This is a genomic window from Rhizobium sp. 18065, from assembly GCF_902706095.1.
Classification (GTDB): Bacteria; Pseudomonadota; Alphaproteobacteria; order Rhizobiales; family Rhizobiaceae; genus Allorhizobium.
Genome location: NZ_CACSJP010000007.1, coordinates 217,687 through 241,092, shown reverse-complemented (window position 1 = coordinate 241,092; position 23,406 = coordinate 217,687). Strand labels below are relative to the sequence as shown.

Annotated in this window: 19 protein-coding genes; 16 read left to right on the top strand and 3 right to left on the bottom strand. The window is 61.4% G+C overall.

Going from position 1 to position 23,406, the window contains the following annotated elements:
- Window positions 1-83: 83 nt before the first annotated feature.
- From GVK95_RS17755 to ugpC (GVK95_RS17730), 6 genes are all read left to right on the top strand, one after another.
- Window positions 84-806, top strand: coding sequence for a FadR/GntR family transcriptional regulator (locus GVK95_RS17755; RefSeq protein ID WP_159952044.1), 723 nt, complete (start codon window positions 84-86; stop codon window positions 804-806).
- Window positions 803-1,975, top strand: coding sequence for a PLP-dependent transferase (locus GVK95_RS17750; RefSeq protein ID WP_159952042.1), 1,173 nt, complete (start codon window positions 803-805; stop codon window positions 1,973-1,975). The genes GVK95_RS17755 and GVK95_RS17750 overlap by 4 nt, the downstream gene beginning before the upstream one ends.
- 39 nt (window positions 1,976-2,014) lie before the next feature.
- Window positions 2,015-3,274, top strand: coding sequence for a sugar ABC transporter substrate-binding protein (locus GVK95_RS17745; protein WP_159952040.1), 1,260 nt, complete (start codon window positions 2,015-2,017; stop codon window positions 3,272-3,274).
- 112 nt (window positions 3,275-3,386) lie between these two features.
- A complete protein-coding gene (locus tag GVK95_RS17740) occupies window positions 3,387-4,325 on the top strand; it encodes a sugar ABC transporter permease (RefSeq protein WP_159952038.1) in 939 nt (312 codons plus the stop codon).
- A 4-nt stretch (window positions 4,326-4,329) separates the two neighbouring features.
- Complete coding sequence (locus tag GVK95_RS17735; RefSeq protein WP_159952036.1) at window positions 4,330-5,163, top strand: carbohydrate ABC transporter permease; 834 nt, start codon at window positions 4,330-4,332, stop codon at window positions 5,161-5,163.
- A 4-nt stretch (window positions 5,164-5,167) separates the two neighbouring features.
- Window positions 5,168-6,238, top strand: a complete 1,071-nt coding sequence (ugpC, locus tag GVK95_RS17730) for a sn-glycerol-3-phosphate ABC transporter ATP-binding protein UgpC (RefSeq protein WP_159952034.1) — start codon at window positions 5,168-5,170, stop codon at window positions 6,236-6,238.
- A 16-nt stretch (window positions 6,239-6,254) separates the two neighbouring features.
- On the opposite strand, the gene GVK95_RS17725 is transcribed toward ugpC (GVK95_RS17730), so the two are convergent.
- On the bottom strand, window positions 6,255-7,289 hold the full coding sequence (locus GVK95_RS17725; protein ID WP_159952032.1) for an NAD-dependent epimerase: 1,035 nt from the start codon (window positions 7,287-7,289) through the stop codon (window positions 6,255-6,257).
- Window positions 7,286-8,653 (bottom strand): UDP-glucose/GDP-mannose dehydrogenase family protein, encoded by a 1,368-nt coding sequence (locus GVK95_RS17720; RefSeq protein WP_159952030.1) that lies wholly within the window; start codon window positions 8,651-8,653, stop codon window positions 7,286-7,288. The genes GVK95_RS17725 and GVK95_RS17720 overlap by 4 nt, the downstream gene beginning before the upstream one ends.
- Window positions 8,654-9,135: 482 nt before the next feature.
- On the opposite strand from GVK95_RS17720, the gene kdpA reads away from it, so the two are divergent.
- Genes kdpA through GVK95_RS17690 form a run of 5 tightly spaced genes read left to right on the top strand, consistent with a single transcriptional unit; the run spans window position 9,136 to window position 16,893 of the window.
- Complete coding sequence (gene kdpA, locus GVK95_RS17710) at window positions 9,136-10,845, top strand: potassium-transporting ATPase subunit KdpA (protein ID WP_159952019.1); 1,710 nt, start codon at window positions 9,136-9,138, stop codon at window positions 10,843-10,845.
- 14 nt (window positions 10,846-10,859) lie between these two features.
- Window positions 10,860-12,914 carry a potassium-transporting ATPase subunit KdpB gene (gene kdpB / locus GVK95_RS17705; protein WP_159952017.1) on the top strand — a complete coding sequence of 685 codons (2,055 nt, stop codon included), beginning with the start codon at window positions 10,860-10,862 and terminating at the stop codon, window positions 12,912-12,914.
- A 2-nt stretch (window positions 12,915-12,916) separates the two neighbouring features.
- Window positions 12,917-13,492, top strand: a complete 576-nt coding sequence (gene kdpC, locus GVK95_RS17700) for a potassium-transporting ATPase subunit KdpC (protein ID WP_159952015.1) — start codon at window positions 12,917-12,919, stop codon at window positions 13,490-13,492.
- 9 nt (window positions 13,493-13,501) lie between these two features.
- Complete coding sequence (locus GVK95_RS17695) at window positions 13,502-16,210, top strand: sensor histidine kinase KdpD (protein ID WP_159952013.1); 2,709 nt, start codon at window positions 13,502-13,504, stop codon at window positions 16,208-16,210.
- The gene (locus tag GVK95_RS17690; protein ID WP_159952011.1) at window positions 16,207-16,893 is read left to right on the top strand and encodes a response regulator; all 687 of its coding nucleotides are present in this window, start codon (window positions 16,207-16,209) and stop codon (window positions 16,891-16,893) included. Before GVK95_RS17695 ends, GVK95_RS17690 begins: the two co-directional genes overlap by 4 nt.
- Before the next feature lie 4 nt (window positions 16,894-16,897).
- On the opposite strand, the gene kdgR is transcribed toward GVK95_RS17690, so the two are convergent.
- The gene (kdgR, locus tag GVK95_RS17685; protein ID WP_159952009.1) at window positions 16,898-17,692 is read right to left on the bottom strand and encodes a DNA-binding transcriptional regulator KdgR; all 795 of its coding nucleotides are present in this window, start codon (window positions 17,690-17,692) and stop codon (window positions 16,898-16,900) included.
- 210 nt (window positions 17,693-17,902) lie between these two features.
- On the opposite strand from kdgR, the gene GVK95_RS17680 reads away from it, so the two are divergent.
- The 5 genes from GVK95_RS17680 to ugpC (GVK95_RS17660) all read left to right on the top strand — a co-directional run bounded on the left by GVK95_RS17680 (window position 17,903) and on the right by ugpC (GVK95_RS17660) (window position 23,400).
- A complete protein-coding gene (locus tag GVK95_RS17680; RefSeq protein ID WP_159952007.1) occupies window positions 17,903-19,021 on the top strand; it encodes a glycoside hydrolase family 88 protein in 1,119 nt (372 codons plus the stop codon).
- Between the two features lie 125 nt (window positions 19,022-19,146).
- The gene (locus GVK95_RS17675; RefSeq protein WP_159952005.1) at window positions 19,147-20,430 is read left to right on the top strand and encodes a sugar ABC transporter substrate-binding protein; all 1,284 of its coding nucleotides are present in this window, start codon (window positions 19,147-19,149) and stop codon (window positions 20,428-20,430) included.
- 72 nt (window positions 20,431-20,502) lie between these two features.
- Window positions 20,503-21,396 carry a sugar ABC transporter permease gene (locus GVK95_RS17670; RefSeq protein WP_159952003.1) on the top strand — a complete coding sequence of 298 codons (894 nt, stop codon included), beginning with the start codon at window positions 20,503-20,505 and terminating at the stop codon, window positions 21,394-21,396.
- On the top strand, window positions 21,377-22,294 hold the full coding sequence (locus tag GVK95_RS17665; RefSeq protein WP_159952001.1) for a carbohydrate ABC transporter permease: 918 nt from the start codon (window positions 21,377-21,379) through the stop codon (window positions 22,292-22,294). The genes GVK95_RS17670 and GVK95_RS17665 overlap by 20 nt, the downstream gene beginning before the upstream one ends.
- A gap of 11 nt (window positions 22,295-22,305) precedes the next feature.
- Window positions 22,306-23,400 (top strand): sn-glycerol-3-phosphate ABC transporter ATP-binding protein UgpC, encoded by a 1,095-nt coding sequence (gene ugpC, locus GVK95_RS17660; RefSeq protein ID WP_159951999.1) that lies wholly within the window; start codon window positions 22,306-22,308, stop codon window positions 23,398-23,400.
- Window positions 23,401-23,406: the final 6 nt, after the last annotated feature.

Genomic DNA, 23,406 nt, shown 5'->3' with positions numbered 1-23,406 from the left:
CCGCATCGGGGGCTTGACGGGTTTCGTGCAATTTGCACTATTGATCAGATGTCAGACCAATTAAACCGGAAGACACGGCGCTGATGAGCAGGCAAAGGGACGATAGGGCGGTATTGTCGCCACTGCCTCCGGTCGATCGGGTGCAGCAGGTCACGGCGGCTCTTGCCGACTACATCAAGGGTTCCAATCTTGTGCCCGGCGACCGGTTGCCGGCGGAGCGTGAACTGATGATGGCGCTGGCGGTCGGGCGCTCGACCATCCGCGAGGTGATCCGTCATTTCCAGGCGCTCGGCGTGGTCGAGGCGCGCAAGGGCAGCGGTACCTATCTGCTCAAGCCGATTTCCGGCACCACGATCCATATGCCGCTGTCGCTGGACACGACGCATCTGCGCGATGTGCTGCTGAAGACGCTCGAGGTTCGTCGCGGCATCGAGGCCGAGGCCGGCATGGTTGCCGCGCGCATGCGCAGTGCCGAAGACCTCAAGGACATCGAGACGAAGCTCAACGAGATGGAACGGGTGCATCTGTCCAAGGGCACATCCGGGCCCGAGGATCTGCAATTCCACCTCGCCATCTATGACGCGACCCACAATCCGCTGTTTCGCCAGCTGCTGGAACAGATGCGCGACGCCTTCGAGCGCTTCTGGGACAAGCCATTCGACCGGCCGGATTTCGCCCGCCGGTCCTTCCCGTTTCACCGTACCCTGTTCAACGCGATCGCAGACCAGGATCCCGAGGCTGCCCGCGCCGAGACACTGAAGATCCTCGACATCGTCGAGCAAGACATCAAGGAAATGTCCCAATGAGCAACGGCTTTGATCCGTTCGAGAATGCCTCCCTCATCGTCGCCCATGACGAGGGCAATGCCTATGATGCGGTCGTCCCGCCGATCGTGCAGACCTCGCTTTTCACCTTCACTGACTATGACGACATGGTTTCGTCCTATCGCGGCGAGAAGGTCCGGCCGATCTACACGCGCGGTCTCAATCCGACCGTGCGCATGTTCGAGGAGATGCTGGCGAAACTTGAGGGTGCGGAAGACGCGATCGGCTTTGCCAGCGGCATGTCGGCGATCTCCTCCACTGTTCTGTCCTTGGTTGAGCCCGGTGACAGGATCGTCGCGGTCAAGCATCTCTATCCCGATGCCTTCCGGCTGTTCGGCACGCTGTTGAAGCGGATGAAGGTCGAAGTCACCTATGTCGACGGGCGCGACGAGGAAGAGGTGGCCAAGGCGCTGCCGGGCGCCAAGCTGTTCTACATGGAAAGCCCGACCAGCTGGGTCATGCAGACCCATGATGTCAGGGCGCTGGCGAAGCTTGCCAGAAGCCATGGCGTCATCACCACGATCGATAACAGCTGGGCGAGCCCGATCTTCCAGCAGCCGATCGCGCTGGGTGTCGATCTGGTCATTCATTCCGCGTCGAAATATCTTGGCGGCCATAGCGACGTGGTCGCGGGTGTCGTTGCCGGCTCGAAGGACCTGATCGGCCGGATCCGGGCGGAGGCCTATCCCTATCTCGGCGGCAAGCTCTCGCCGTTCGATGCATGGCTTTTGATCCGCGGAATGCGCACCCTGCCGATCCGCATGCGGGCGCATGAGACCTCGACGATGGCGATTGCCCAGCGGTTGCAGGGGCATGATGCGGTGGAAACCGTCTGCTATCCGGGGCTCGCCAACCAGCTGCCGCCCGGTCTGTCGGGCACGTCGGGCCTGTTTTCCTTCATCTTCAAGGACGGCGTCAATGTCCGCACCTTCGCCGACCATCTGAAGCTGTTCAAGCTGGGTGTGAGCTGGGGCGGCCATGAAAGCCTGATCGTGCCGGGCGAAGTCGTCCTGTCACAAAAGGCGCAACCCAATTCCGCGGAAGCCTTCGGCATCAGCCCGCGGTCGGTACGGCTCCATGTCGGCCTGGAGGGAACGGAGGCCCTCTGGAGCGATCTCGATGCGGCGATCACTGCCGCCTCGTCTGGCTGACTTTACGACAAGCAACATCAAAACAGAGGGGAATAAACAATGAAAAAACTGATTACCGCGACATTGTTCGCCACCATGATGGCGGGAACCGCCATGGCCGACACGACGCTGAAGCTGGTCGAAGTGATCACCAGCCCGGAGCGCACCGAAACGCTGAAGTCGATCGTCGGCAAGTTCGAAGCCGCCAATCCCGGCACCAAGGTCGAGATCATCTCGCTGCCCTGGGGCGAAGCCTTCCAGAAATTCGCCACCATGGTTTCGGCCGGCGAAATTCCCGATGTCATGGAAATGCCGGACACCTGGCTGTCGCTCTATGCCAACAATGGCATGCTGGAGAGCCTCGAGCCCTATCTGAAGGATTGGGAACACACGGCCGGCATGACGGACCGCGCGCTGGAACTTGGCCGCGACGTCAAGGACACCGCCTATATGCTGCCTTACGGCTTCTATCTGCGTGCCATGTTCTACAACAAGAAGATCTTCGCAGAAGCCGGCGTCGACGGTCCGCCGAAGACGATGGACGAATTCGTCGCAGCGTCGGAGAAGATCTCCAAGCTGCCCGGCAAATACGGCTACTGCCTGCGCGGCGGCCCGGGCGGCCTGAACGGCTGGATGATGTTTGCCGCCACGATGGCCGGCAACAACGAGTTCTTCAACGCCGATGGCACATCGAAGTTCAGCGAGCCGGACTGGGTCAAGGGCATCGAATGGGTGGTTGACCTCTACAAGAAGGGCTATGCGCCGAAGGACAGCGTCAACTGGGGCTTCAACGAGATCGTCGCCGGCTTCTATACCGGGACCTGCGCCATGCTCGACCAGGATCCGGATGCGCTGATCGCCATCAGCGAGCGCATGGATGCCGCCGACTACGCGGTCGTGCCGATGCCGAAGGGTCCGGCCGGCAAGTCCTTCCCGACCATCGGTTATGCCGGCTGGTCAATGATGTCGGCGAGCGCCAACAAGGATCTGTCCTGGAAGCTGATCGCGACGCTCGAAGGTCCGGAAGGCAATATCGAGTGGAACAAGCGGATCGGTGCACTTCCGGCGCTGAAGGCGGCCGAGAAGGATCCTTTCTATGCCGGCGAGCAGTTCAAGGGCTGGTTCGACGAACTGGCTGATAAGGATGCCGTTCCGACCGTCATGCCGACATACCTGGAAGAGTTTGCCTTCTTCAAGGATTCGCTGGCGATCAAGACCACGCAGGAAGCCCTGCTCGGCGATATCACGCCGGAAGAGCTGGCCAAGCAGTGGGCCGACTATCTGACGGCTGCCCAGCAGAAGTTCCTGGCGAGCAAATAAGTCTCGCCATTGACGACCGGCAGGCGGCGGCCTCGAACCCGCCGCCTGCCGGATCCATTCCGACTGAAAACACGGCCCGCCGATCGGCCTGCCGCGAAACGGATACTTGACGATGGCTTCACTTGCAGCCCGTGGCGGCGGCTCACCAAGAGACCAGCGGCCGCTGAAGAAGCGCCTGGCGGATGCATCCGCGCCCTATCTCTACAGTGCACCGGCGCTGATCCTGATCGTTACCGTGATGCTGGTGCCGCTGGTGCTGGGCATTTCCTATGCCTTCCGCGATATCCAGCTGCTCAAGCCGTTTTCCGGCGGTTTTATCGGGCTCGATCATTTTGCAGCGCTGGCCAAGGACCAGAATTTCTATCGGGCGCTGAGAAACACGCTGTGGTGGACGGGCTGGTCGGTGGTGCTGCAATTTGCCTTCGGCCTGACGCTGGCGCTTCTGCTCGACAAGCCGTTCTATGGCCGCGGTCTTGTCCAGGCCCTGGTCTTTCTTCCGTGGGCCGTGCCAAGCTTTCTCGCCGGCCTCAACTGGGCGTGGCTGTTCAATCCGCTGGTCGGTCCTCTGCCGCATTGGCTCTTTGCCCTCGGTCTGATGAGCGAACCGGCCAATATCCTCGCCGACCCGCAACTGTCGATGTGGGGGCCGATCATCGCCAATGTCTGGTGGGGCATTCCGTTCTTCGCCATCACGCTGCTGGCAGCGCTGCAGGCAATCCCGCGGGATCTCTACGAGGCAGCCAGCATCGATGGCGCCGGTCCGGTCCAGCGTTTCCTGTCGATCACCCTGCCGTTTCTCGCGCCGACCATTGCCATCACGGTTCTCCTGCGCACGGTGTGGGTTTCCAATTTCGCCGACCTGATCATCGTCATGACCAATGGCGGGCCGGCCGATCGCAGCCAGATCGTCGCCAGCTATATCTTCACCCAGGCGTTCAAGCGGCTGGACTTCGGTTATGCCTCGGCCATCGCACTGGTGCTGCTGGTTTTGCTGATCACCTATTCGATGCTGATCGTCGTGTTGCGGCAATGGCTGTTGAGCAAGGATTGAGACCATGACCGGCAAACGTGTAATCTCGATCCTCGCTCATCGGCTGGCTATCCTTGCCTATGTGGTCTTTGCGCTCTTCCCGCTCTACTGGCTGCTCAAGGTCTCGGTGACGCCCAACAAGCTGCTCTATTCCGAGGGTATTCGCATGTGGCCGTCGCGGACCACGTTCGAGCATTTCGAATTTGTCCTGCGCCACAGCGATTTTCCGATCTTTTTCAAGAACAGCCTGATCGTTTCCGGGTCGACGGCGATCATTGTCACGGTGCTGGCCTCGCTTGCCGGCTATGCGATGTCGCGGTTCACCTTTCGCGGCAAATACTGGATCGTGACGCTGATGCTGCTGACCCAGATGTTCCCGCTGGTGATGCTGGTCGCGCCGATCTTCAAGATGCTGTCGCCGCTCGGCCTGACCAACAGCCTGACCGGCCTCGTCATCGTCTATACGGCGTTCAACGTGCCTTTTGCCACGTTCCTGATGCAGTCGTTCTTCGACGGTATTCCGAAGGATCTCGAGGAGGCGGCGATGATCGACGGTGCGACGCAGTTCGTGGCGTTTCGCCAGATCATCCTGCCGCTGACGCTGCCCGGCATCGCGGCGACACTCGGCTTCGTGTTCACCGCCGCCTGGAGCGAGCTGCTGTTTTCGCTGATGCTGATTTCAGGCAACGCCGCCGCCACCTTCCCGGTCGGCCTGTTGTCCTTCGTGTCGAAATTCTCGGTCGACTTCGGACAGATGATGGCGGCGGGCGTCATGGCGCTCATTCCCGCCTGCCTGTTCTTCCTGTTGATCCAACGTTATCTCGTGCAGGGCCTGACGGCCGGCGCCGTGAAAGGCTGATCCCATGGCATCCATCGATATTGCCGACGTCCGCAAGTCCTATGGCATCCATCCGGTGCTGCATGGCATCGACCTGGAGATCAAGGATGGCGAATTCGTCGTGCTCGTTGGTCCTTCCGGCTGCGGCAAGTCCACGCTGCTGCGGATGATCGCCGGCCTCGAAGGTGTCACCGACGGCGAGATCCGCATCGACGGCAAGCGGGTCAACGATCTCGCCCCGAAGGATCGCGACATCGCCATGGTCTTCCAGTCCTATGCGCTCTACCCGCATATGAGCGTTGCCAGCAACATGAGCTACAGCCTGCGCCTGCGGAAGATCGCCAAGGAGAAGATCGCATCGGTGGTTGCCAATGCTGCCGGCAAGCTGGGGCTCGATCCGCTGATGGAGCGGCGGCCCAAGGCGCTGTCCGGCGGCCAGCGCCAGCGTGTCGCGATGGGCCGCGCCATCGTGCGCGAACCGAAGGCCTTCCTGTTCGACGAGCCGCTGTCCAATCTCGACGCCCGACTGCGCGAACAGATGCGCGCCGAGATCAAGAAGCTGCACAAGGATCTGGGTGCCACCTCGATCTACGTCACCCATGACCAGATCGAGGCGATGACGCTGGCCGACCGCATTGTCGCGATGCATGGCGGTGTGATCCAGCAGGTCGGCAGCCCGCTCGAGCTCTACGACCGTCCGGCCAATCTGTTCGTCGCCGGCTTCATCGGATCGCCGGGCATGAATTTCTTCGAGGGCCGCTACAAGACCAGTGGCGATGCCGCGGAATTCACTCTCGATGGCGGCGTTGTCCTGCCGCTCGGCACAAAGGCGAACCTGCCGGACGGTAGCGCTGCCACACTCGGGATCCGGCCGGAGCATGTGGTCCTTGGCGCAGAGGGTTCCGATGTGTTGAAGGCAACCGTCGATCTTGTCGAGCCGACCGGCTTTGGCATTATCGTGCATCTCAAGCTTGGCCCGGTTGCCTTCAAGGCATTTACGCTCGACCGGCGTTTCCTCGGCATGCAGGGCGAGGTCTCGGTCGGACTGCCGGTGGCCAACCTGCATTTCTTCAACGAGGCCGGCGACAAGGTATAGCCGCGCAAGGCCTGCTTCAGGCGGGTTTTTCCGTGCTGTAGAAGTCACGGTACCAGTCGACAAAGCGACGGACGCCTTCGTCGACGGAAACGGCGGGCTTGTATCCAAGCTCCCTTACCAGATCGCTGACATCTGCATAGGTGTCGAGCGCGTCGCCCGGTTGGCGCGGCAGCATTTCCCGGATCGCCGTTTGTCCCAAAGCCTGTTCAAGGGCCTCGATATAGGCCATCAGCTTCACCGGCTCGCTGTTGCCGATATTGTAGAGGCGGAAGGGTGCGAGGCTGGAGGCTGGATCCTGCCGGCTTCCGTCCCATTCCGGGTTCGGCTGTGCGATCGCATCGCTGGCGCGGATCACGCCTTCGACGATGTCGTCGATATAGGTGAAGTCGCGGGTGTGATTGCCGTTGTTAAAGACGGTGATCGGCCGGCCTTCGATGATATCCTTGGTGAACTTGAACAGCGCCATGTCCGGGCGGCCCCAGGGACCGTAGACGGTGAAGAAGCGCAGGCCGGTGGTCGGCATGGCGAAGAGATGCGAATAGCTGTGTGCCATCAGTTCGTTGGCACGTTTGGTGGCGGCGTAGAACTGCAGCGGATGGTCCGCCATGTCATGCTCGCTGAACGGCATCTTTGTGTTGGCGCCATAGACGCTCGATGTGGATGCATAGGTCAGGTGGGAGATCTGCGCATGCCGGCAAGCCTCGAGAATGTTGGTGAAGCCGATCAGGTTGCTTTCGACATAGGAATGCGGGTTTTCCAGGCTGTAGCGTATGCCCGCCTGGGCCGCCAGATGGATGACCCGGTCGAATGCGTGGTCGGCAAAGCAGGTTTCGACGGCCGTGCGATCAGCAAGATTGGCACGGATGAAGCTGTAGCGACCACCCTGCCTGCCTGCAGCATTCTCGAGCAGCGCCAACCGCGCTTCCTTCAAGGCAGGATCGTAATAGTCGTTGACGACATCGAAGCCGACGACCTCGTCGCCGCGTTCGATCAGTCGCTTGGCGACATGATAGCCGATGAAACCTGCATTGCCGGTGACGAGGACTTTCATCGCGCCTGCTCCACGGCTTGCGGTCGCGGCAATGCAGTGGCGCGGCCGATGCTCAGATAGGTCCAGCCGTCGTCCCGAAGCCTTTCGGGGGCAAAGAGATTGCGACCGTCAAAGATGGTCTTGTTCTGCATGCGCAAGGCCATTTCGCCAAAATCGGGCGCGCGGAACTGCTGCCATTCCGTGCAGACGGCCAGCGCGTCGGCGCCATCGAGCGCCGAATACTTGTCACCGACCAGAACCATGTCCGGACGTGAACCATAGAGGCGCGAGGCCTCTTCGCCGGCAACCGGATCGAAGGCCCTGACCCTGGCGCCGGCAGACCAGAGGGATTCCATCAACACGCGGCTGGAGGCTTCGCGCATATCGTCGGTATTGGGCTTGAACGACAGGCCCCAGATGGCAACCGTCTTGCCGGCCAGATTGCGCTCACCACCGAAATGGTTGGCGATCTTGTCGAAAAGCCGGTGCTTCTGGCGGTTGTTGACCGCCTCGACCGCCTCGATCAGATGGGCGTCATAGCCGACCTCGCGTGCCGTGCGGGCGAGCGCCTGCACGTCCTTGGGAAAGCAGCTGCCGCCGTAACCGATGCCGGGATAGATGAAATGGTAACCGATGCGCGGATCGGCGCCGATGCCGCGGCGGACGTGTTCGATGTCGGCACCCAGCTTCTCGGCCAGGTTGGCGATCTCGTTGATGAAGGAAATCTTCGTCGCCAGCATGGCATTGGCGGCATATTTGGTCAGTTCGGAGGAGCGCCGGTCCATATAGATCGTGCGTTCGTGATTGCGGTTGAACGGCTCGTAGAGCTCGGCCATCATGGCGCGCGCCTTCGCTGAATCCGTGCCGACGATGATGCGATCGGGTTTCAGGAAGTCCGAGACTGCGGCACCTTCCTTGAGAAACTCCGGATTGGATACCACTTCGAAAGCGGGAGCATTGCTGCGTGCCCCCAGCACGGACTTCAAACGTTCCGCGACCTTGTCGCAGGTGCCGACGGGCACCGTCGACTTGACCACGACGAGCTTGAAGCCAGCCATGGTTTTGCCGATGGTCTCGGCGACAGCCAGGACATATTGCAGATCGGCGGCCCCGGTTTCGTCCGGAGGCGTGCCGACCGCCACGAACTGCATATCGGCATGCGACACGGCCTTGGCCGCATCGGTGGTGAAGACAAGCGTGCCGTCCTTGATGTTGCGTTCGACGATCGCCTGCAGGCCCGGCTCATAGATCGGAATCTCGCCCTTGTTCAGCCGGTCGATCTTGCCCTGGTCGATGTCCATGCACATGACATTGTGGCCGACATCGGCGAGGCACGCGCCCGTGACCAAACCGACATAGCCTGTTCCAAAGATCGTAACGTTCACTGATGGGTTCCTTGCCTTGGCTCAAAGCGCTCAATCAAAGCGTGATGCGAATGCCTGCCGGTCGTAGGCCATGTGCCCCGGGATGGCAAGATTTCTGCTCCCGGCATGGCAGATATCGGAGCGCCCACGGATCCGTCGGCGCGCTGTTGTGGAAACGTGTCCTGATAGCGCGGCCAAACGACATCCTTATGAAATCCTTATATCCGGCAGCCGAATTCCCTATCGAGATTTAATGCGCATCGGCGCGATGGTGCAGCCTGAACTCAACAACAGGAGTCCATCGTGACCGATCTTTTGTTCATTGTGCTCGGCCTTGGCAGTTTCGCTGCTCTCGCCGTCTATGCGCGCCTTCTCGGCCGTCTGTGAGGTTTGCCATGTTCGAACCCCTCCTTGGCCTCGCCGCCGCGATCTTCATTTCCGTCTATCTCGTCGTGACGCTCATCCGTCCCGAGCGATTCTAGACCTCACATCCGGAGCACATCATGTCTTCCAACGGTTGGCTGCAAATCGGCCTGCTGCTCATCCTCGCGCTCGTCACCATCAAACCGCTCGGCCTCTATCTGGCGCGCGTGTTCGAGGGTGAGCGCACATTCCTGTCCCCCGTTCTGGGGCCTGCCGAACGCGGCATGCTCTGGGCCTCCGGCGTTGATCCGCGCCGGGAACAGGGTTGGCTTGCCTATACGCTCGCCATGCTCGCCTTCAACGCCATGGGCTTCCTGGCGCTTTATGCGATCCTGCGCCTGCAGGCATATCTGCCCTTTAACCAGCAGGGTTTTGCCGGCATGGCGCCGGATCTGGCCTTCAACACGGCGATCAGTTTCGTCACCAATACCAACTGGCAATCCTATGGTGGCGAGACGACCGTCAGCAATTTTTCGCAGATGGCCGGCCTTGCCGTGCAGAACTTTCTGTCGGCTGCCACCGGTATCGCCATTGCCCTGGCCGTCACCCGTGCATTCGCCCGCTCGGCCGGCAATACGCTCGGCAATTTCTGGGTCGATATGACCCGCGCCACGCTGTATGTCCTGCTGCCGCTGTCGATTATTCTCGCCCTCGTCTTCGTCTGGCTCGGCCTGCCGCAGACGATGGATGCATCGGTAACGGCGACCACGCTGGAAGGAGCACAGCAGGCACTCGGTCTCGGCCCTGTCGCCAGCCAGGAGGCAATCAAGCAGCTCGGCACCAATGGTGGCGGTTTCTTCAACGTCAACGCGGCCCATCCGTTCGAAAACCCGTCGGCTATCAGCAACTATTTCAATATCCTTGCCATGCTCTCGATCACCACTGCGCTGATCTATGCCTTCGGCAAGATGGTCGGCGATGTTCGCCAGGGCTGGGCGCTGATAGCCAGCGTCGCCATCCTGCTGGTTGCCGGTATCGCGGCGGTCTATGTTGCCGAAACCTACGGCAATCCGATCCATCTTGCGCTGGGCCTCGATCCTGCCTTCGGCAATATGGAAGGCAAGGAGATGCGTTTTGGCCAGGCGATGAGTGCCGCCTATGTGGCGATCACCACCGGCATTTCCAATGGTGGCGTCAATGCCATGCACGGCTCGCTGACAGCACTGGGTGGACTGGTGCCTATGTTCCTGATCCAGCTTGGCGAGATCCTGCCCGGTGGTGTCGGTTCCGGTCTCTACGGTCTGATCATCTTCTGCGTGCTGACCGTCTTCGTTGCCGGCCTGATGGTCGGCCGCACGCCGGAATTCCTCGGCAAGAAGATCGAGGGCCGCGAGATGAAGTATGCGATGCTGGCGGTGCTGGTCCTGCCGTTTGCCATTCTCGGCTTTTCGGCGATTGCAGCGGTGCTGCCGGTGGCGATCGCCTCGCTCGGCAATGCCGGCCCGCATGGCCTGTCCGAGATCCTCTATGCCTATACGTCGGCGGCCGGCAATAACGGGTCTGCTTTCGGCGGGCTCTCCGCCAACACGCCCTGGTACAATACGACGCTCGGCATCGCCATGGCGCTCGGCCGCTTCGCCTATGCCGTCCCGGTTCTCGCCATCGCCGGCTCGCTGGTCGGAAAGACCCGCGGCACGCCTTCGGCCGGTACCTTCCCGACCCACACCCCGCTCTTCGTCGGCCTGCTTGTTGCGATCATCCTGATCCTTGGCGGATTGCAGTATTTCCCGGCGCTGGCGCTTGGTCCCATTGCCGAGCATGTCAGCATGCTCGCCGGCAAAACCTTTTGAAAGAGGCTGTCATCATGACACCGTCCCATTCCACTTCCGACTCCAAACAGGGCCAAAGGCTGTTTGAGCCCAAGATCATCAAGGGTGCGCTCAAGGATGCCGTGCTCAAGCTCGATCCGCGCCAGATGATCCGCAATCCGGTGATGTTCGTCACCGAAATCGTCGCCGTTGTCGTGACGATCCTGTTCCTGCGGGATCTGACATCCGGCATGCCGGCCAGTTTCTCCGGTCAGATCGCCGCATGGCTGTGGTTCACCGTGCTGTTTGCCACATTCGCCGAAGCCGTCGCCGAGGGGCGCGGCAAGGCGCAGGCCGACAGCCTGCGCCGGACCAAGAGCGAACTTTCCGCCCGCAAGGTCACCGGCAATGGTCGCGACATCACCACCATCCCAGCCACGTCGCTGAAGATCGGCGACGTGGTTTTGGTTGCCGCCGGCGAACTCGTGCCCGGCGACGGCGAGGTGATCGAAGGTGTGGCCTCGGTCAATGAAAGTGCGATCACGGGCGAATCCGCTCCGGTCATCCGTGAGGCCGGAGGCGACCGCTCGGCGGTCACCGGCGGCACGCAGGTTCTGTCGGATGAAATCCGCATCCGGATCACCGTGGCACCAGGCTCTTCCTTCGTCGACCGGATGATTGCGCTGATCGAAGGTGCCGAACGGCAGAAGACGCCGAACGAGATCGCCCTGTCGATCCTGTTGTCGGGTCTGACGCTGATCTTCGTGATCGCCGTCGTGACGCTGTTCGGGCTCGCCAGCTATTCCGGTGTGCTGCTCTCGGTCACCGTGCTGGCCGCTCTTCTCGTGACGCTCATTCCGACGACGATCGGTGGCCTGCTGTCGGCCATCGGCATTGCCGGCATGGACCGCCTGGTGCGGTTCAACGTGATTGCGACCTCGGGTCGTGCGGTCGAGGCCGCAGGCGACGTTGATACGCTGCTGCTCGACAAGACCGGGACGATCACCTTCGGCAATCGCATGGCAAGCGACTTCCTGGCCGTTCCGGGCGTTTCGCCGGAGGAGTTGGCCAAGGCTGCCCTTCTCGCCAGCCAGTCGGATGAGACGCCGGAGGGGCGCTCGATCGTGGCGCTTGCCACCGGCGAGTATGGCCAGGTTCAGCCGAAAACTGCGCCGGATGCCGTTATTCCCTTTACTGCCGAAACGCGGCTCTCGGGCGTCGACATCGGCGGCCAGCGTCTGCGCAAGGGCGCTGTCGATTCGGTGCTGAAATTTGCCGGTCTCGATGAGGCATCCGCGCCGAGGGCCTTCAATGATGCCGTTGCCCGTATCGCGCAATCGGGTGGTACGCCGCTCGCCGTTGCCGACGGCAATCATCTGCTGGGCGTCATCCACCTGAAGGATGTGATCAAGCCGGGGATCAAGGAGCGCTTTGCGGCGCTGCGGGCCATGGGTATCCGTACAGTCATGGTGACGGGCGACAATCCGGTGACGGCTGCTGCCATCGCCTCGGAGGCCGGCGTCGACGATTTTCTCGCCCAGGCGACACCGGAAGACAAGCTTGCCTATATCCGCAAAGCGCAGGAAGGCGGCCGGCTGATCGCCATGTGCGGCGACGGCACCAATGATGCGCCGGCGCTGGCCCAGGCCGATGTCGGTGTCGCCATGCAGACCGGCACGCAGGCGGCTCGGGAGGCGGCGAACATGGTCGATCTCGACTCCAGCCCGACCAAGCTGATCGAAATCGTCGAGATCGGCAAACAGTTGCTGATGACGCGCGGATCGCTGACCACCTTCTCGATCGCCAATGACGTGGCCAAGTATTTCGCCATCATCCCGGCTCTGTTCATCTCGGCCTATCCGGGGCTGGCGTCGCTCAACGTCATGGGGCTGGCCTCGCCGCAATCGGCAATCCTGTCCGCGGTGATCTTCAACGCACTGATCATCGTCGCGCTGATCCCGCTGGCTTTGAAAGGCGTTGCCTATCGTCCGGTCGGCGCCGCCGCGCTGCTGCGGCGCAACCTGTTTGTCTACGGCCTTGGCGGCCTTGTCCTGCCGTTCATCGGCATCAAGGCCGTCGATGTCGCCATCACCACGCTTCAATGGGTGTAACCATGCTGTCTTATCTTCGTCCGGCCATTTCCATGGTGGTCATCTTCACCGGTCTCTGCGGTCTTGCCTATCCCCTGGCGATCACCGGTGCCGCTCAGGCATTGATGCCCGCACAGGCCAATGGCAGCCTCATTCGCCAGGGCGATACGGTCATCGGTTCGGCCCTGATCGGCCAGGCCTTCACCGCCGATCGCTATTTCTGGCCGCGTCCCTCGGCGACCGGCGGTTCCACTTACAATGGCCTTGCCTCAAGCGGCACCAATCTCGCGCCGACATCGCAGAAACTTCGTGAGCAGGTGTCTGCCGCGGTCGAGGCGTGGCGCGCGGTGGGTGGCGCGGGTGCGGTTCCGGCCGATGCGGTGACCTCGTCCGGCTCGGGTCTGGATCCCGACATTTCGCCGGACAATGCGATGAGCCAGATCGGGCGCGTCGCCCTGGCTCGCGGCATGCCGGTGGCGGATGTCACATCGATCGTCGAAACGCAGGTTCAGCAGCCTCTGTTCGGGCTGATCGGCGAGCCGAGGGTCAACGTCCTTCAACTGAACATGGCGCTCGATTCAGGCGGGGCGCCAAGATAAGGTTGTCGCATGCCCGACGATTCCCGAGATAACCTGAACCGGCCCGACCCCGATGCCCTTCTCGGGCTTGCCAATCGGGCCGGGCGCGGCAAGCTCACCATCTTTCTCGGCGCCGCCCCCGGCGTCGGGAAAACCTTTGCCATGTTGTCGCGCGCCCGCATTCGCAAGAATGCGGGCGCCGATGTCGTTGTCGGCCTGGTGGAAACCCATGGTCGGGCCGAGACGGAGGCGCTGGTCGAAAATCTCGAGTTCCTGCCGCGTAAGCAGATCGACTACAAGGGACGCAAGGTCGACGCGTTCGACATCGATGCGGCGCTCGTCCGGCGCCCGGCGATCCTGATCGTCGATGAACTGGCGCACACGAACGCGCCGGAAAGCCGGCACCCCAAACGGTACCAGGATATCGAGGAACTGATCGCGGCCGGGATCGACGTCTGGACGGCGCTCAATATCCAGCATCTCGAAAGCCTGTCGGAAATCGTCGCCCAGATCACCGGCGTGCAGGTGCGCGAGACCGTTCCGGACCGGGTGCTGAAGCAGGCCGACGAAGTGATCCTGATCGATCTGGCGCCGGAGGAACTGATCAACCGGCTGAAAGAGGGAAAGGTCTATCTGCCCGACAATGCACGGCGGGCGGCCGACAGCTTCTTTCGCCTCGGCAATCTGACCGCCCTGCGAGAGCTTGCGCTCAGGCGAACCGCCGACCGCGTCGACGACCAGATGGTCGATTTCCTCAAGCAGAATGCGATCGAGGGGCCGTGGCGGACGAGCGAAAGACTTCTGGTCTGCGTCGGCCCGGACACGCTCTCCGAAAAGGTCGTGCGGACTGCAAGCAATCTTGCCTCCGGCATGAATGCGCACTGGATCGTCGTGTCGCTGGAGCAGTCGGACATGGTGGATGACGATCCATCGCGGCAGATGCGGATCGACGCGCTTTTCCGGTTGGCGGAGCGGCTGGGCGGCGAGACCAGGCGGGTGCAGGGGCGCGATTTCGTCCAGGAAATTTTGCGGATCGCCAAGCGTGAGCATGTGACGCAGATCGTCCTCGGTGCGCCGCAACGGTCCTTGTGGCAGCGGCTCCTGCGAAAATCGCTGACCGATGCACTGCTGGAGGAACTGTCCGGGATCAGCATTCATCTGATCACCACGGAAGACCAGCCGACCCATGACTGGTTCGCCCCGCTGAAGCGGAGATTGGCCGCCAATCGCCTGAAGGTCCGGCCAAAAGACGTGGTGACGGCGCTGGCCACTACAGCGGTTGCGACACTCGGCGGCCGGGCGATGGTCGAAATCGTGTCACTGCCGAACGTGTCGATGCTGTTCTTGCTGGCCGTGCTGGTTTCGGCCTTGCGTGGCGGCTATTTCGCAGCGGTTCTCGCCTCCGTGCTGTCGGCGGTCGCCTATAATTTCTTCTTCATTTCGCCGGTCGGCACGCTGACCATCGCCGCGCCGCACGAGGTGTTCGCCTTCATCATATTCATTGCCGCGGCGCTGATTGCCGGCGGCATCGCATCCCGGATCCGGGAGCAGGGGAAAATTGCGGCCCGCCGCGCGGCGCAGACCCAGATCCTCTACGACATCTCGTCGAAACTTGCCGGAACCCTGGACCAGGACGCGATCGTGTGGACAGCCGTCAGCCAGCTCAACGGGACGATCCAGAGACCGGTTGCATTGCTGTCGCCGATCGACGGGGTCCTGTCATTGCGCTCCTGCTGGCCACCCGATACCGAGCTTGGCGTGGCCGAGATGGCGGCTGCCAGGTTTGCCTATGAGAAGGGCGAGGCGGCGGGGGCCGGCACCGGAACGCTGCCCAATTCGACCCTGCAGTTTCGGCCGCTGCGCGGTCCGGTCGGGACGCTTGCCGTGTGCGGCTACGGCATGGACGGGCATGCGCTCGACCCCGTCGAGGAACGGGCGCTCGGAGCCATACTCGACCAGGTCACCATCGCTTTCGATCGTGCCATGCTGACGACGCGCAGCGTCGAGGACAAGGCGCGACTGGAACGGGAGCGTTTCCAGTCGACGCTTCTGTCTTCGATCTCCCACGACCTGCGCACACCGCTTGCGACGATTACCGGCGCGGTGACCAGTCTCAAGGAGTTCGGCGACCGCATGCCGGCGGAAAGCCGTCGCGACCTGCTGCTGTCGATCGAGGAGGAAGGTGAAAGACTGTCTCGTTTCGTCGGCAATCTTCTCGACATGACCCGCATCGAGGCGGGCGCGCTCGAACCGGTTCGCGACTGGGTCGATCTCGGCGATGTCATTCTCGACAGCGTTGCCCGTGTGCGTCGGATCTGGCCGGATCTCGACATATCCACCAGCATTGCCCCCGACCTGCCGCTGATCCGGGCTGACAGCGTACTGCTGGGCCAGGTGCTGTTCAACCTGCTCGACAATGCGTTCAAGCATGGCGGCGGCGAGCCGGTAACGCTCTATGCCAAATTCGACGCTCGATCTGTGTCGTTGTCGATCACCGATCTTGGTCGTGGCATTGCGGAGAAGGATATCGACCGGATCTTCGAGAAGTTCTATCGTCGCGGCAAGAAGGCGGATGGCCGCAAGCCTGGGACCGGCTTGGGACTGGCGATTGCGAAGGGGTTTGTCGAGGCGATGGGCGGAACGATCACGGTCGAGAGCCCGGCCGTCAAACGACGCGGCACGCGGTTCACGCTGCGCTTCCCGATCGAGGACGCACTCAAGGACAGGCGGGAACCATGAAGGGCCAGCGCATCGTCGTGGTCGACGACGAACCGCAGATTCTGCGTTTTCTGCGCCCGGCGCTGACAGCTGCCGGCTATGATGTGGTGGAGGCCGAGACGGGCAAGCAGGCGCTTGCGCTGGTGGCAACAGTCGCCCCGGACCTGTTGATCCTCGATCTGGGCCTGCCGGACATGGACGGCAAGGATGTGATTGCGCAGTTGCGCAGCTGGAACGCGATCCCGATCATCGTCCTGTCGGCCCGCGACCGCGAAACGGAAAAGATCGCGGCGCTTGATCTTGGTGCCGACGACTACCTGGAAAAGCCGTTCGGCATCGGCGAACTCACGGCGCGCATTCGGGTCGCGCTGCGTCACAAGACGCATTCCGAGCCTGCACCCTCGACCATCCGAAGCGGCGATCTCATCATCGATGTCGAGCACCGGCTGGTCAGCAAGGCAGAGCGGGCCGTCAAGCTGACACCGAAGGAATATGATCTCCTGTTGCTGCTGGCATCCCATGCCGGCCGGGTGCTGACGCATGGGGCGCTGCTGAAACAAGTCTGGGGACCGGCGCATGAGCATGATCTGCAGTATCTGCGGGTTTTCATTCGCCAGATCCGGGCGAAGATCGAGACAAACGAGGCGGAGCCGGCGATCATCCTGACCGAACCGGGTGTCGGCTATCGATTCGTGACGACCTGAAAAATCAGTTTCTGGGCGGCTGGTAGCCGAGGGCCTGGGACGCCGTCATGCCGGCTGTCGTGAGAAGGTCGATGTAATCGGGCTTGCGTGCTTCGTCGAAGCGGAACAGCGGGAAGGCGATCGACACTGCAGCAATCGGCTTGCCCATGTAGTTGAAAATCGGCGCGGCCATGCAGCGCACGCCGGCCTCGCTCTCTTCCACTTCTTCCGAGTAGCCACGGCTGCGGGTCAAACGCAGTTGCTCGAACAGGGCATCAGGCTCGGTGATGGTTCGGGGGGCGAGTTTGACCATGTCCATCCTGCCGATCCGCTCGCGGATTTCGTCCTCGTCGCGCCAGGCGAGTAGCGCCTTGCCGAGTGAGGTGCTGTGTAGCGGGTTGCGCAGGCCAAGGGTCGATTTCATCGACAGGCTGAAGGCGGAATCGTATTTGTGGATGTAGACGACCTTCTGGTCCCGTTCATCGAGAATGCCGAGATTGATCGATTCTCCGGTTGCCCGGGAGAGCTTGCCCATCGCCGGATCGGCCACGCGCAGCAGGTCGGCCTGTTCGGTGAGCGAGCGTGCGCCGAGACTGAAAAGCTTCAGTGTCAGGCCGTATTTTTCGGTCTCCGGGTCCTGCTCGACATATCCCAATTCGACCATGGTCTGGAGCAGCCGGTGGGCGGTGGTCTTCGAGGTCATGGCCCGCTGAGCGAGATCCGCGAGGCTGACCCGCTTGTCTTCGACAAGAGCCTCGACCACGGCAAAGACCTTGAGGACGGCGGCAACATTTTCGGTCTTGGTCTGGGAATCTAACATCTCTGCCGTTCTGCTTTTTTTGGAATTCCATTCTGGAATTTGCGCCTGGTTGTGTCAAGATGGGCGTGGCCGTGCAAATCCCGTCTTTTGACCAATCTGATATTTCCAACTCTGCGCGCAAAAAACAGCGTTGAAAAGTGGGCAGGAGTGTGATTTCTTAAATTCCGGAATTATGTTCCGAAAAATTTTCAGCCTGGGAGGAGTTGAAACATGCATTCGCTGCTGAAGCAGAAAGACCACTTTATTCAGCGCAGCGATGTGTGCGGGCTGATCGACCGGCTGACGGATAATCTGATCCATATCGAGGACAAGACAGGCGAGTTTCTGCTGCGTCTCGACGACGGGCGGGTCATCGACACCAAGGGCTGGGCCGGCTGGGAGTGGACCCATGGCATCGCGCTCTATGGCCTTTTGAAATACTGGCAGCAGACCGGCAATGCCAAGGCGATGGAGATCATCACGGGATGGTTCGAGGCACGCCTTTCGGAAGGCACGCCGACCAAGAACATCAACACGGTCGCGCCGTTCCTGACGCTGGCGCATCTCTACGAACTGAAGCCGGATCCGCGCTGGCTACCCTATCTGGAAACCTGGGCCGAATGGGTGATGTACGAGATGCCGCGCACCCGCGAAGGCGGGCTGCAGCACATCACCTACAACAGCGTCAACGACCAGCAGATGTGGGACGATACGCTGATGATGAGCGTGTTGCCGCTGGCGAAGATCGGGCTCATCCTCAATCGTCCGGAATTTGTCGAGGAGGCAAAGTACCAGTTTCTGCTGCATGCCCAGTATCTCTGCGATACCGAGACGGGCCTCTGGTTTCATGGTTGGACATTCGATGGCAACCATAATTTTGCCCGTGCCCGGTGGGCGCGTGGCAATAGCTGGCTAACGATCGCCATTCCGGAGTTCATCGAACTGGTCGACATGAAGGATGGCGATCCCGTCCGCCGTCACCTCGTATCGATACTCGGGCGGCAGGCCGCCGCGCTGAAGGCATGCCAGGACCCTTCGGGCTTGTGGCACACGTTGCTCGACGATCCGCATAGCTATCTGGAGGCATCCGCCACGGCGGGCTTCGCCTATGGCCTGATGAAGGGCGTGCGCAAGCGTTATCTCGGACTCGAATATCTGGAAACGGCGGAACGGGCGATGAAGGGCGTCGTCGACAATATCAGCCCGCAGGGCGAGTTGCAGCAGGTCTCCTTCGGCACGGCGATGGGCAGCGATCTTGATTTTTACCGGCAGATCAAGCGGACCTCGATGCCCTATGGGCAGGCGATGGCGATGCTCGGCCTGACGGAGCTTTTGCGCAGTCACATCTGAGAGATTGCGCTGGAGAACAGGCGGCATGGGTCCGGTCAGGAGGAGACGGATTGCATGGTGCGGGACATGGTGAGGCAAAAGGGGGTGTCAGGAGATGACGCTCGTGTTCCTTGGAGGAGGATGCAATGACCAAACTGACAAGACGAAGCATGCTGGGCGCGATGGGTGCGGCGGCTGCCGCATCGGTGCTTTCTGCCATTCCGGCATGGGCCGCAGACCGGTCGATCCGGCATTTCTGGTGGGGCAATCCCGAGCGCGACAAGCGCACCTTCGCGGTGATCGACGTGTTCCAGAAGGCCAATCCGGCCATCGAGGTTTCCGGCGAGACGATCGGCTGGGGCGATTACTGGACGAAGATGGCAACCCAGACCGCCGGCCGCAACATGGCCGATCTGGTGCAGATGGATTACCGCTTCCTGTTCGAATATGTCCGTCGCGGCGCGCTGCTGCCGCTCGACGAGCATATCGGCAAGAGCCTGATGATCGCGGATTTCGACCAGGGGCCGCTGGAAGGCGGCAAGGTCGACGGCAAGCTCTATGCGCTCAATATCGGCTCCAACAGCCAGGTCATGGTGTACAATACGCGGGTGTTCCAGGAAGCCGGCATCGATGCCGACCTGATCAACTGGACATGGGATGATTTCGCCAAGGCCTGTGAGACGATCACCGCCAAGACCAATGGCGCGGTCAAGGGATCGGACGACCTGTCGCTGATGATCGAGACGTTCGAGTCCTGGGTGCGGCAGAACGGCCGTGAATTCTATGATGCAGACGGCAAGGTGACGGCTACCGTCGACGACGTCGCCAGCTATTGGCAGTTCTGGGCGGATCTGCGCGAGAAGGGCGCGGTGCGTGACGCGGACAAGACGGTGATCCTCGATCCGCCGATCGCCGAATCCGGCATTGCCGTCGGCGATACAGCGATGTCGCATTACTGGTCGAACCAGCTGGTCGGCATCCAGGCAGTCGCCAAGGACAAGATCGGCGCCGCCATGGTGCCGCACAAGGCGGGTGGCAAGCCGGGCCAGTTCATCAAGCCATCGATGTTCATGTCGCTCAGCCGCGACGCCAAGGATACGGATGCGGCGATGGCCTACATGAATGCCTGGGTCAACGATCCGGAAACCACTGGTATTCTCGGGCTGGAGCGCGGCATTCCCTGCTCGCCGAAGGTGCGCGCGGCGCTGGCGCCGAATCTGACCGAAGTCGAGAAGATGTCGGTCGATTACTTCGAGGCGATCCAGAGCAAGGTCGGGCCTTTGCCTTTGCCTGCCCCCAAGGGTGCCGGCGAGGTGCGCGATGCCTTCATGCGCGTCGGAACGGACGTGGTTCTCGGCAATGCGAAGGCCGCAGATGCCGCCACCGCATTCATCGAGGAAGCCCAGTCGATCGTGGAGCGTGCGCAGTAAAGCTGCCGTATGTGGATGGTCCCGGGCAGCCATGCCGCCCGGGGCCGGTTTACCGAAAACAGGGTCTTATCGATGAGACGTTTCTTCGCGCGCAATGCGCCGGCCTATGTGTTTCTACTACCCTGGCTGATCGGGTTCTTCCTGCTTGCGCTCGGACCCATCCTGGCATCGCTCTATCTGTCGTTCACCCGTTACGACATGGTGAACGTTCCCGAATGGGTCGGCTTCGACAATTACGTCTACATGTTCACCCGCGACCGGCGTTTCTGGAAAGCGCTCGACGTGACCTTCACCTATGTCGCGCTTGCCGTGCCGGCCCGCCTGATCATGGCGCTCGGCGTCGCCATGCTGCTCGACAAGGGCTTGCGCACGATCGGTCTCTACCGGGCGATCTTCTACCTGCCTTCGCTGCTTGGCGCGTCGATCGCGATCGCCATCCTGTGGCGGCAGCTGTTTGCCGCCGACGGCGTGGTCAACCAGATCCTGGCCACTTTCGGTATTCAGGGCGCATCCTGGATCACCAATCCGAATACCTCGCTCTATACGCTGGTGATCCTGGCCATGTGGCAGTTCGGCTCGCCGATGCTGATCTTCCTCGCCGGTCTGAGAGGTATTCCGCGCGACCTTTACGAGGCGGCGGAAATCGACGGGACGCCGCGTTGGCGCCAGTTCACCCGGATCACGCTGCCGCTGCTCGCCCCGGTGATCTTCTTCAATCTCGTGCTGCAGACCATCGATGCCTTCAAGACATTCTCCAGTGCCTTCATCATCTCGAATGGTACGGGCGCGCCGGCCGACAGCCTGCTGTTCTACACGGTCTATCTGTTCAACGAGGCCTTCAAGTTCTTCCGCATGGGCTATGCCTCGGCGCTTGCCTGGGTGCTGCTGATCATCATCGCAGTGTTCACGGCGGTTGCCTTCTTCACCTCGAAATATTGGGTGCATTATGAAAACGAGCGCGACTGATCTCGAACTCGCCATCCAGCTGGATGAGGCGGCGCGCGTTGCCCATGCGCTGCGGCTCACCCGCGACAGGCGGGCGCGCAACGGCCGCATCCTCAAGCATGTCTTCCTGATCGGCGTGTCCTGCGTGATGCTCTATCCGCTGTTCTGGCTGCTGGCGTCATCGTTCAAGCCGGAAAACGAGATCTTCGGCAGCCTGACGCTGTGGCCGTCGGAATTCCGTCTCGACAATTATACCGAAGGCTGGAATGCGCTGCCGAAATCGTTCACCGTTTTCTATGTCAATTCGGCGATCGTCACCGGCTTGTCTGTTATCGGAAATCTGGTGTCCTGTTCGTTCGCGGCCTATGCCTTTGCGCGGCTGCAGTTCACCGGGCGCAGCTTCTTCTTCGCCCTGATGATGATGACCCTGATGATCCCCTATCATGTCGTTCTCATCCCGCAATATGTGCAGTTTCTGAAGCTCGGCTGGGTCGATACCTATCTGCCGCTGGTCGTGCCGCGCTTCCTCGCATCCGATGCCTTCTTCATCTTCCTGATGGTGCAGTTCTTCCGGCAATTGCCACGTGAACTGGACGAAGCGGCGATGATCGACGGTTGTTCGCCCTTCAAGATCTACTGGGCGATCATCCTGCCGCTCTCGCTGCCGGCGATGGGTACGGCGGCGATCTTCTCGCTGATCTGGGTGTGGGAGGATTTCCTCGCGCCGCTGATCTATCTCAATGACATCAAGAGCTACACCGTGCCGCTGGCGCTTCGTCTCTTCCTCGACCAGGAAGGCAAGTCCGCCTATGGCCAGATGTTTGCGATGTCGGTGCTTTCGCTGGTCCCGGTCGTGATCTTCTTCGTCCTGTTCCAGAAAATGATCGTTCGTGGCATCGCCACCTCCGGAATGAAGTAGGGAACAGACGCATGGCAGGATTGACGCTTCGAAACGTCGGAAAGCGCTATGGAGCGCTCTCCATCATCCAGGGGCTCAACCTGGATATCCACGACGGCGAGTTCCTGGTTCTCGTCGGACCTTCCGGCTGCGGAAAATCGACATTGCTGCGCATGATCGCCGGTCTCGAGGAAATCAGCGAGGGAACCGTGTCGATCGGCAGCAAGGTGGTCAACGACCTGCCGGCCTCCAAGCGCGAGCTGTCGATGGTGTTCCAGTCCTATGCGCTCTATCCGCATATGAGCGTGCGAAAGAACCTCGCCTTCGGCCTGCAGAATTTCAAGATGGCGCGGAGCGAGGTCGAGCGCCGGGTGGCGGAGGCGGCCCGGATCCTGCAGATCGAACATCTGATGGAGCGCAAGCCGCGCCAGCTTTCGGGCGGCCAGAAGCAGCGCGTGGCGATCGGCCGGGCGATCGTGCGCGAACCGCAGCTTTTCCTGTTCGACGAGCCGCTGTCCAATCTCGATGCAGAACTGCGCGTGCAGATGCGCGCCGAACTTGCCTCGCTCTATGCAAGGCTCGGCACGACGATGATCTATGTGACGCATGACCAGGTGGAAGCCATGACCATGGCGACCCGGATCGTCGTGCTCCGGGGCGGCAAGATCGAGCAGGTCGGCACGCCGCAGGAACTCTATACAAGGCCGCAGAACCTGTTCGTCGCCGGCTTCATCGGTTCGCCAAAGATCAACATGCTGCAGGCCACCATGTCCCATAGCAATGGTGTTGCGACGGCGAGTGTTGCCGGGATGCCGGCTTTCGCGATCCCAGACCTGCCGACCGTCGATCCGGCGCTGACGCTATGCGTGCGCCCGGCATCGCTGCAGGTCGGCGGTGGTGACGTTACCGCGGAAGGCACGATCAAACTGGTCGAATATCTGGGCAGCGAAACCCTGTTGCATATCGCCCTGTCGTCCGGCCAAGTGTTGCTGGTCAGCGACAGCGGCCGGATGTCCTATCGTATGGGCGATCCGGTGACGATCGGCTTCAACCTTTCAGACCTCCATTATTTCGACAGCAACGGCCAGCGCGTCGAAGCCGTCCAGCACGAGAGCCAGGCCCAGTGAAAATCG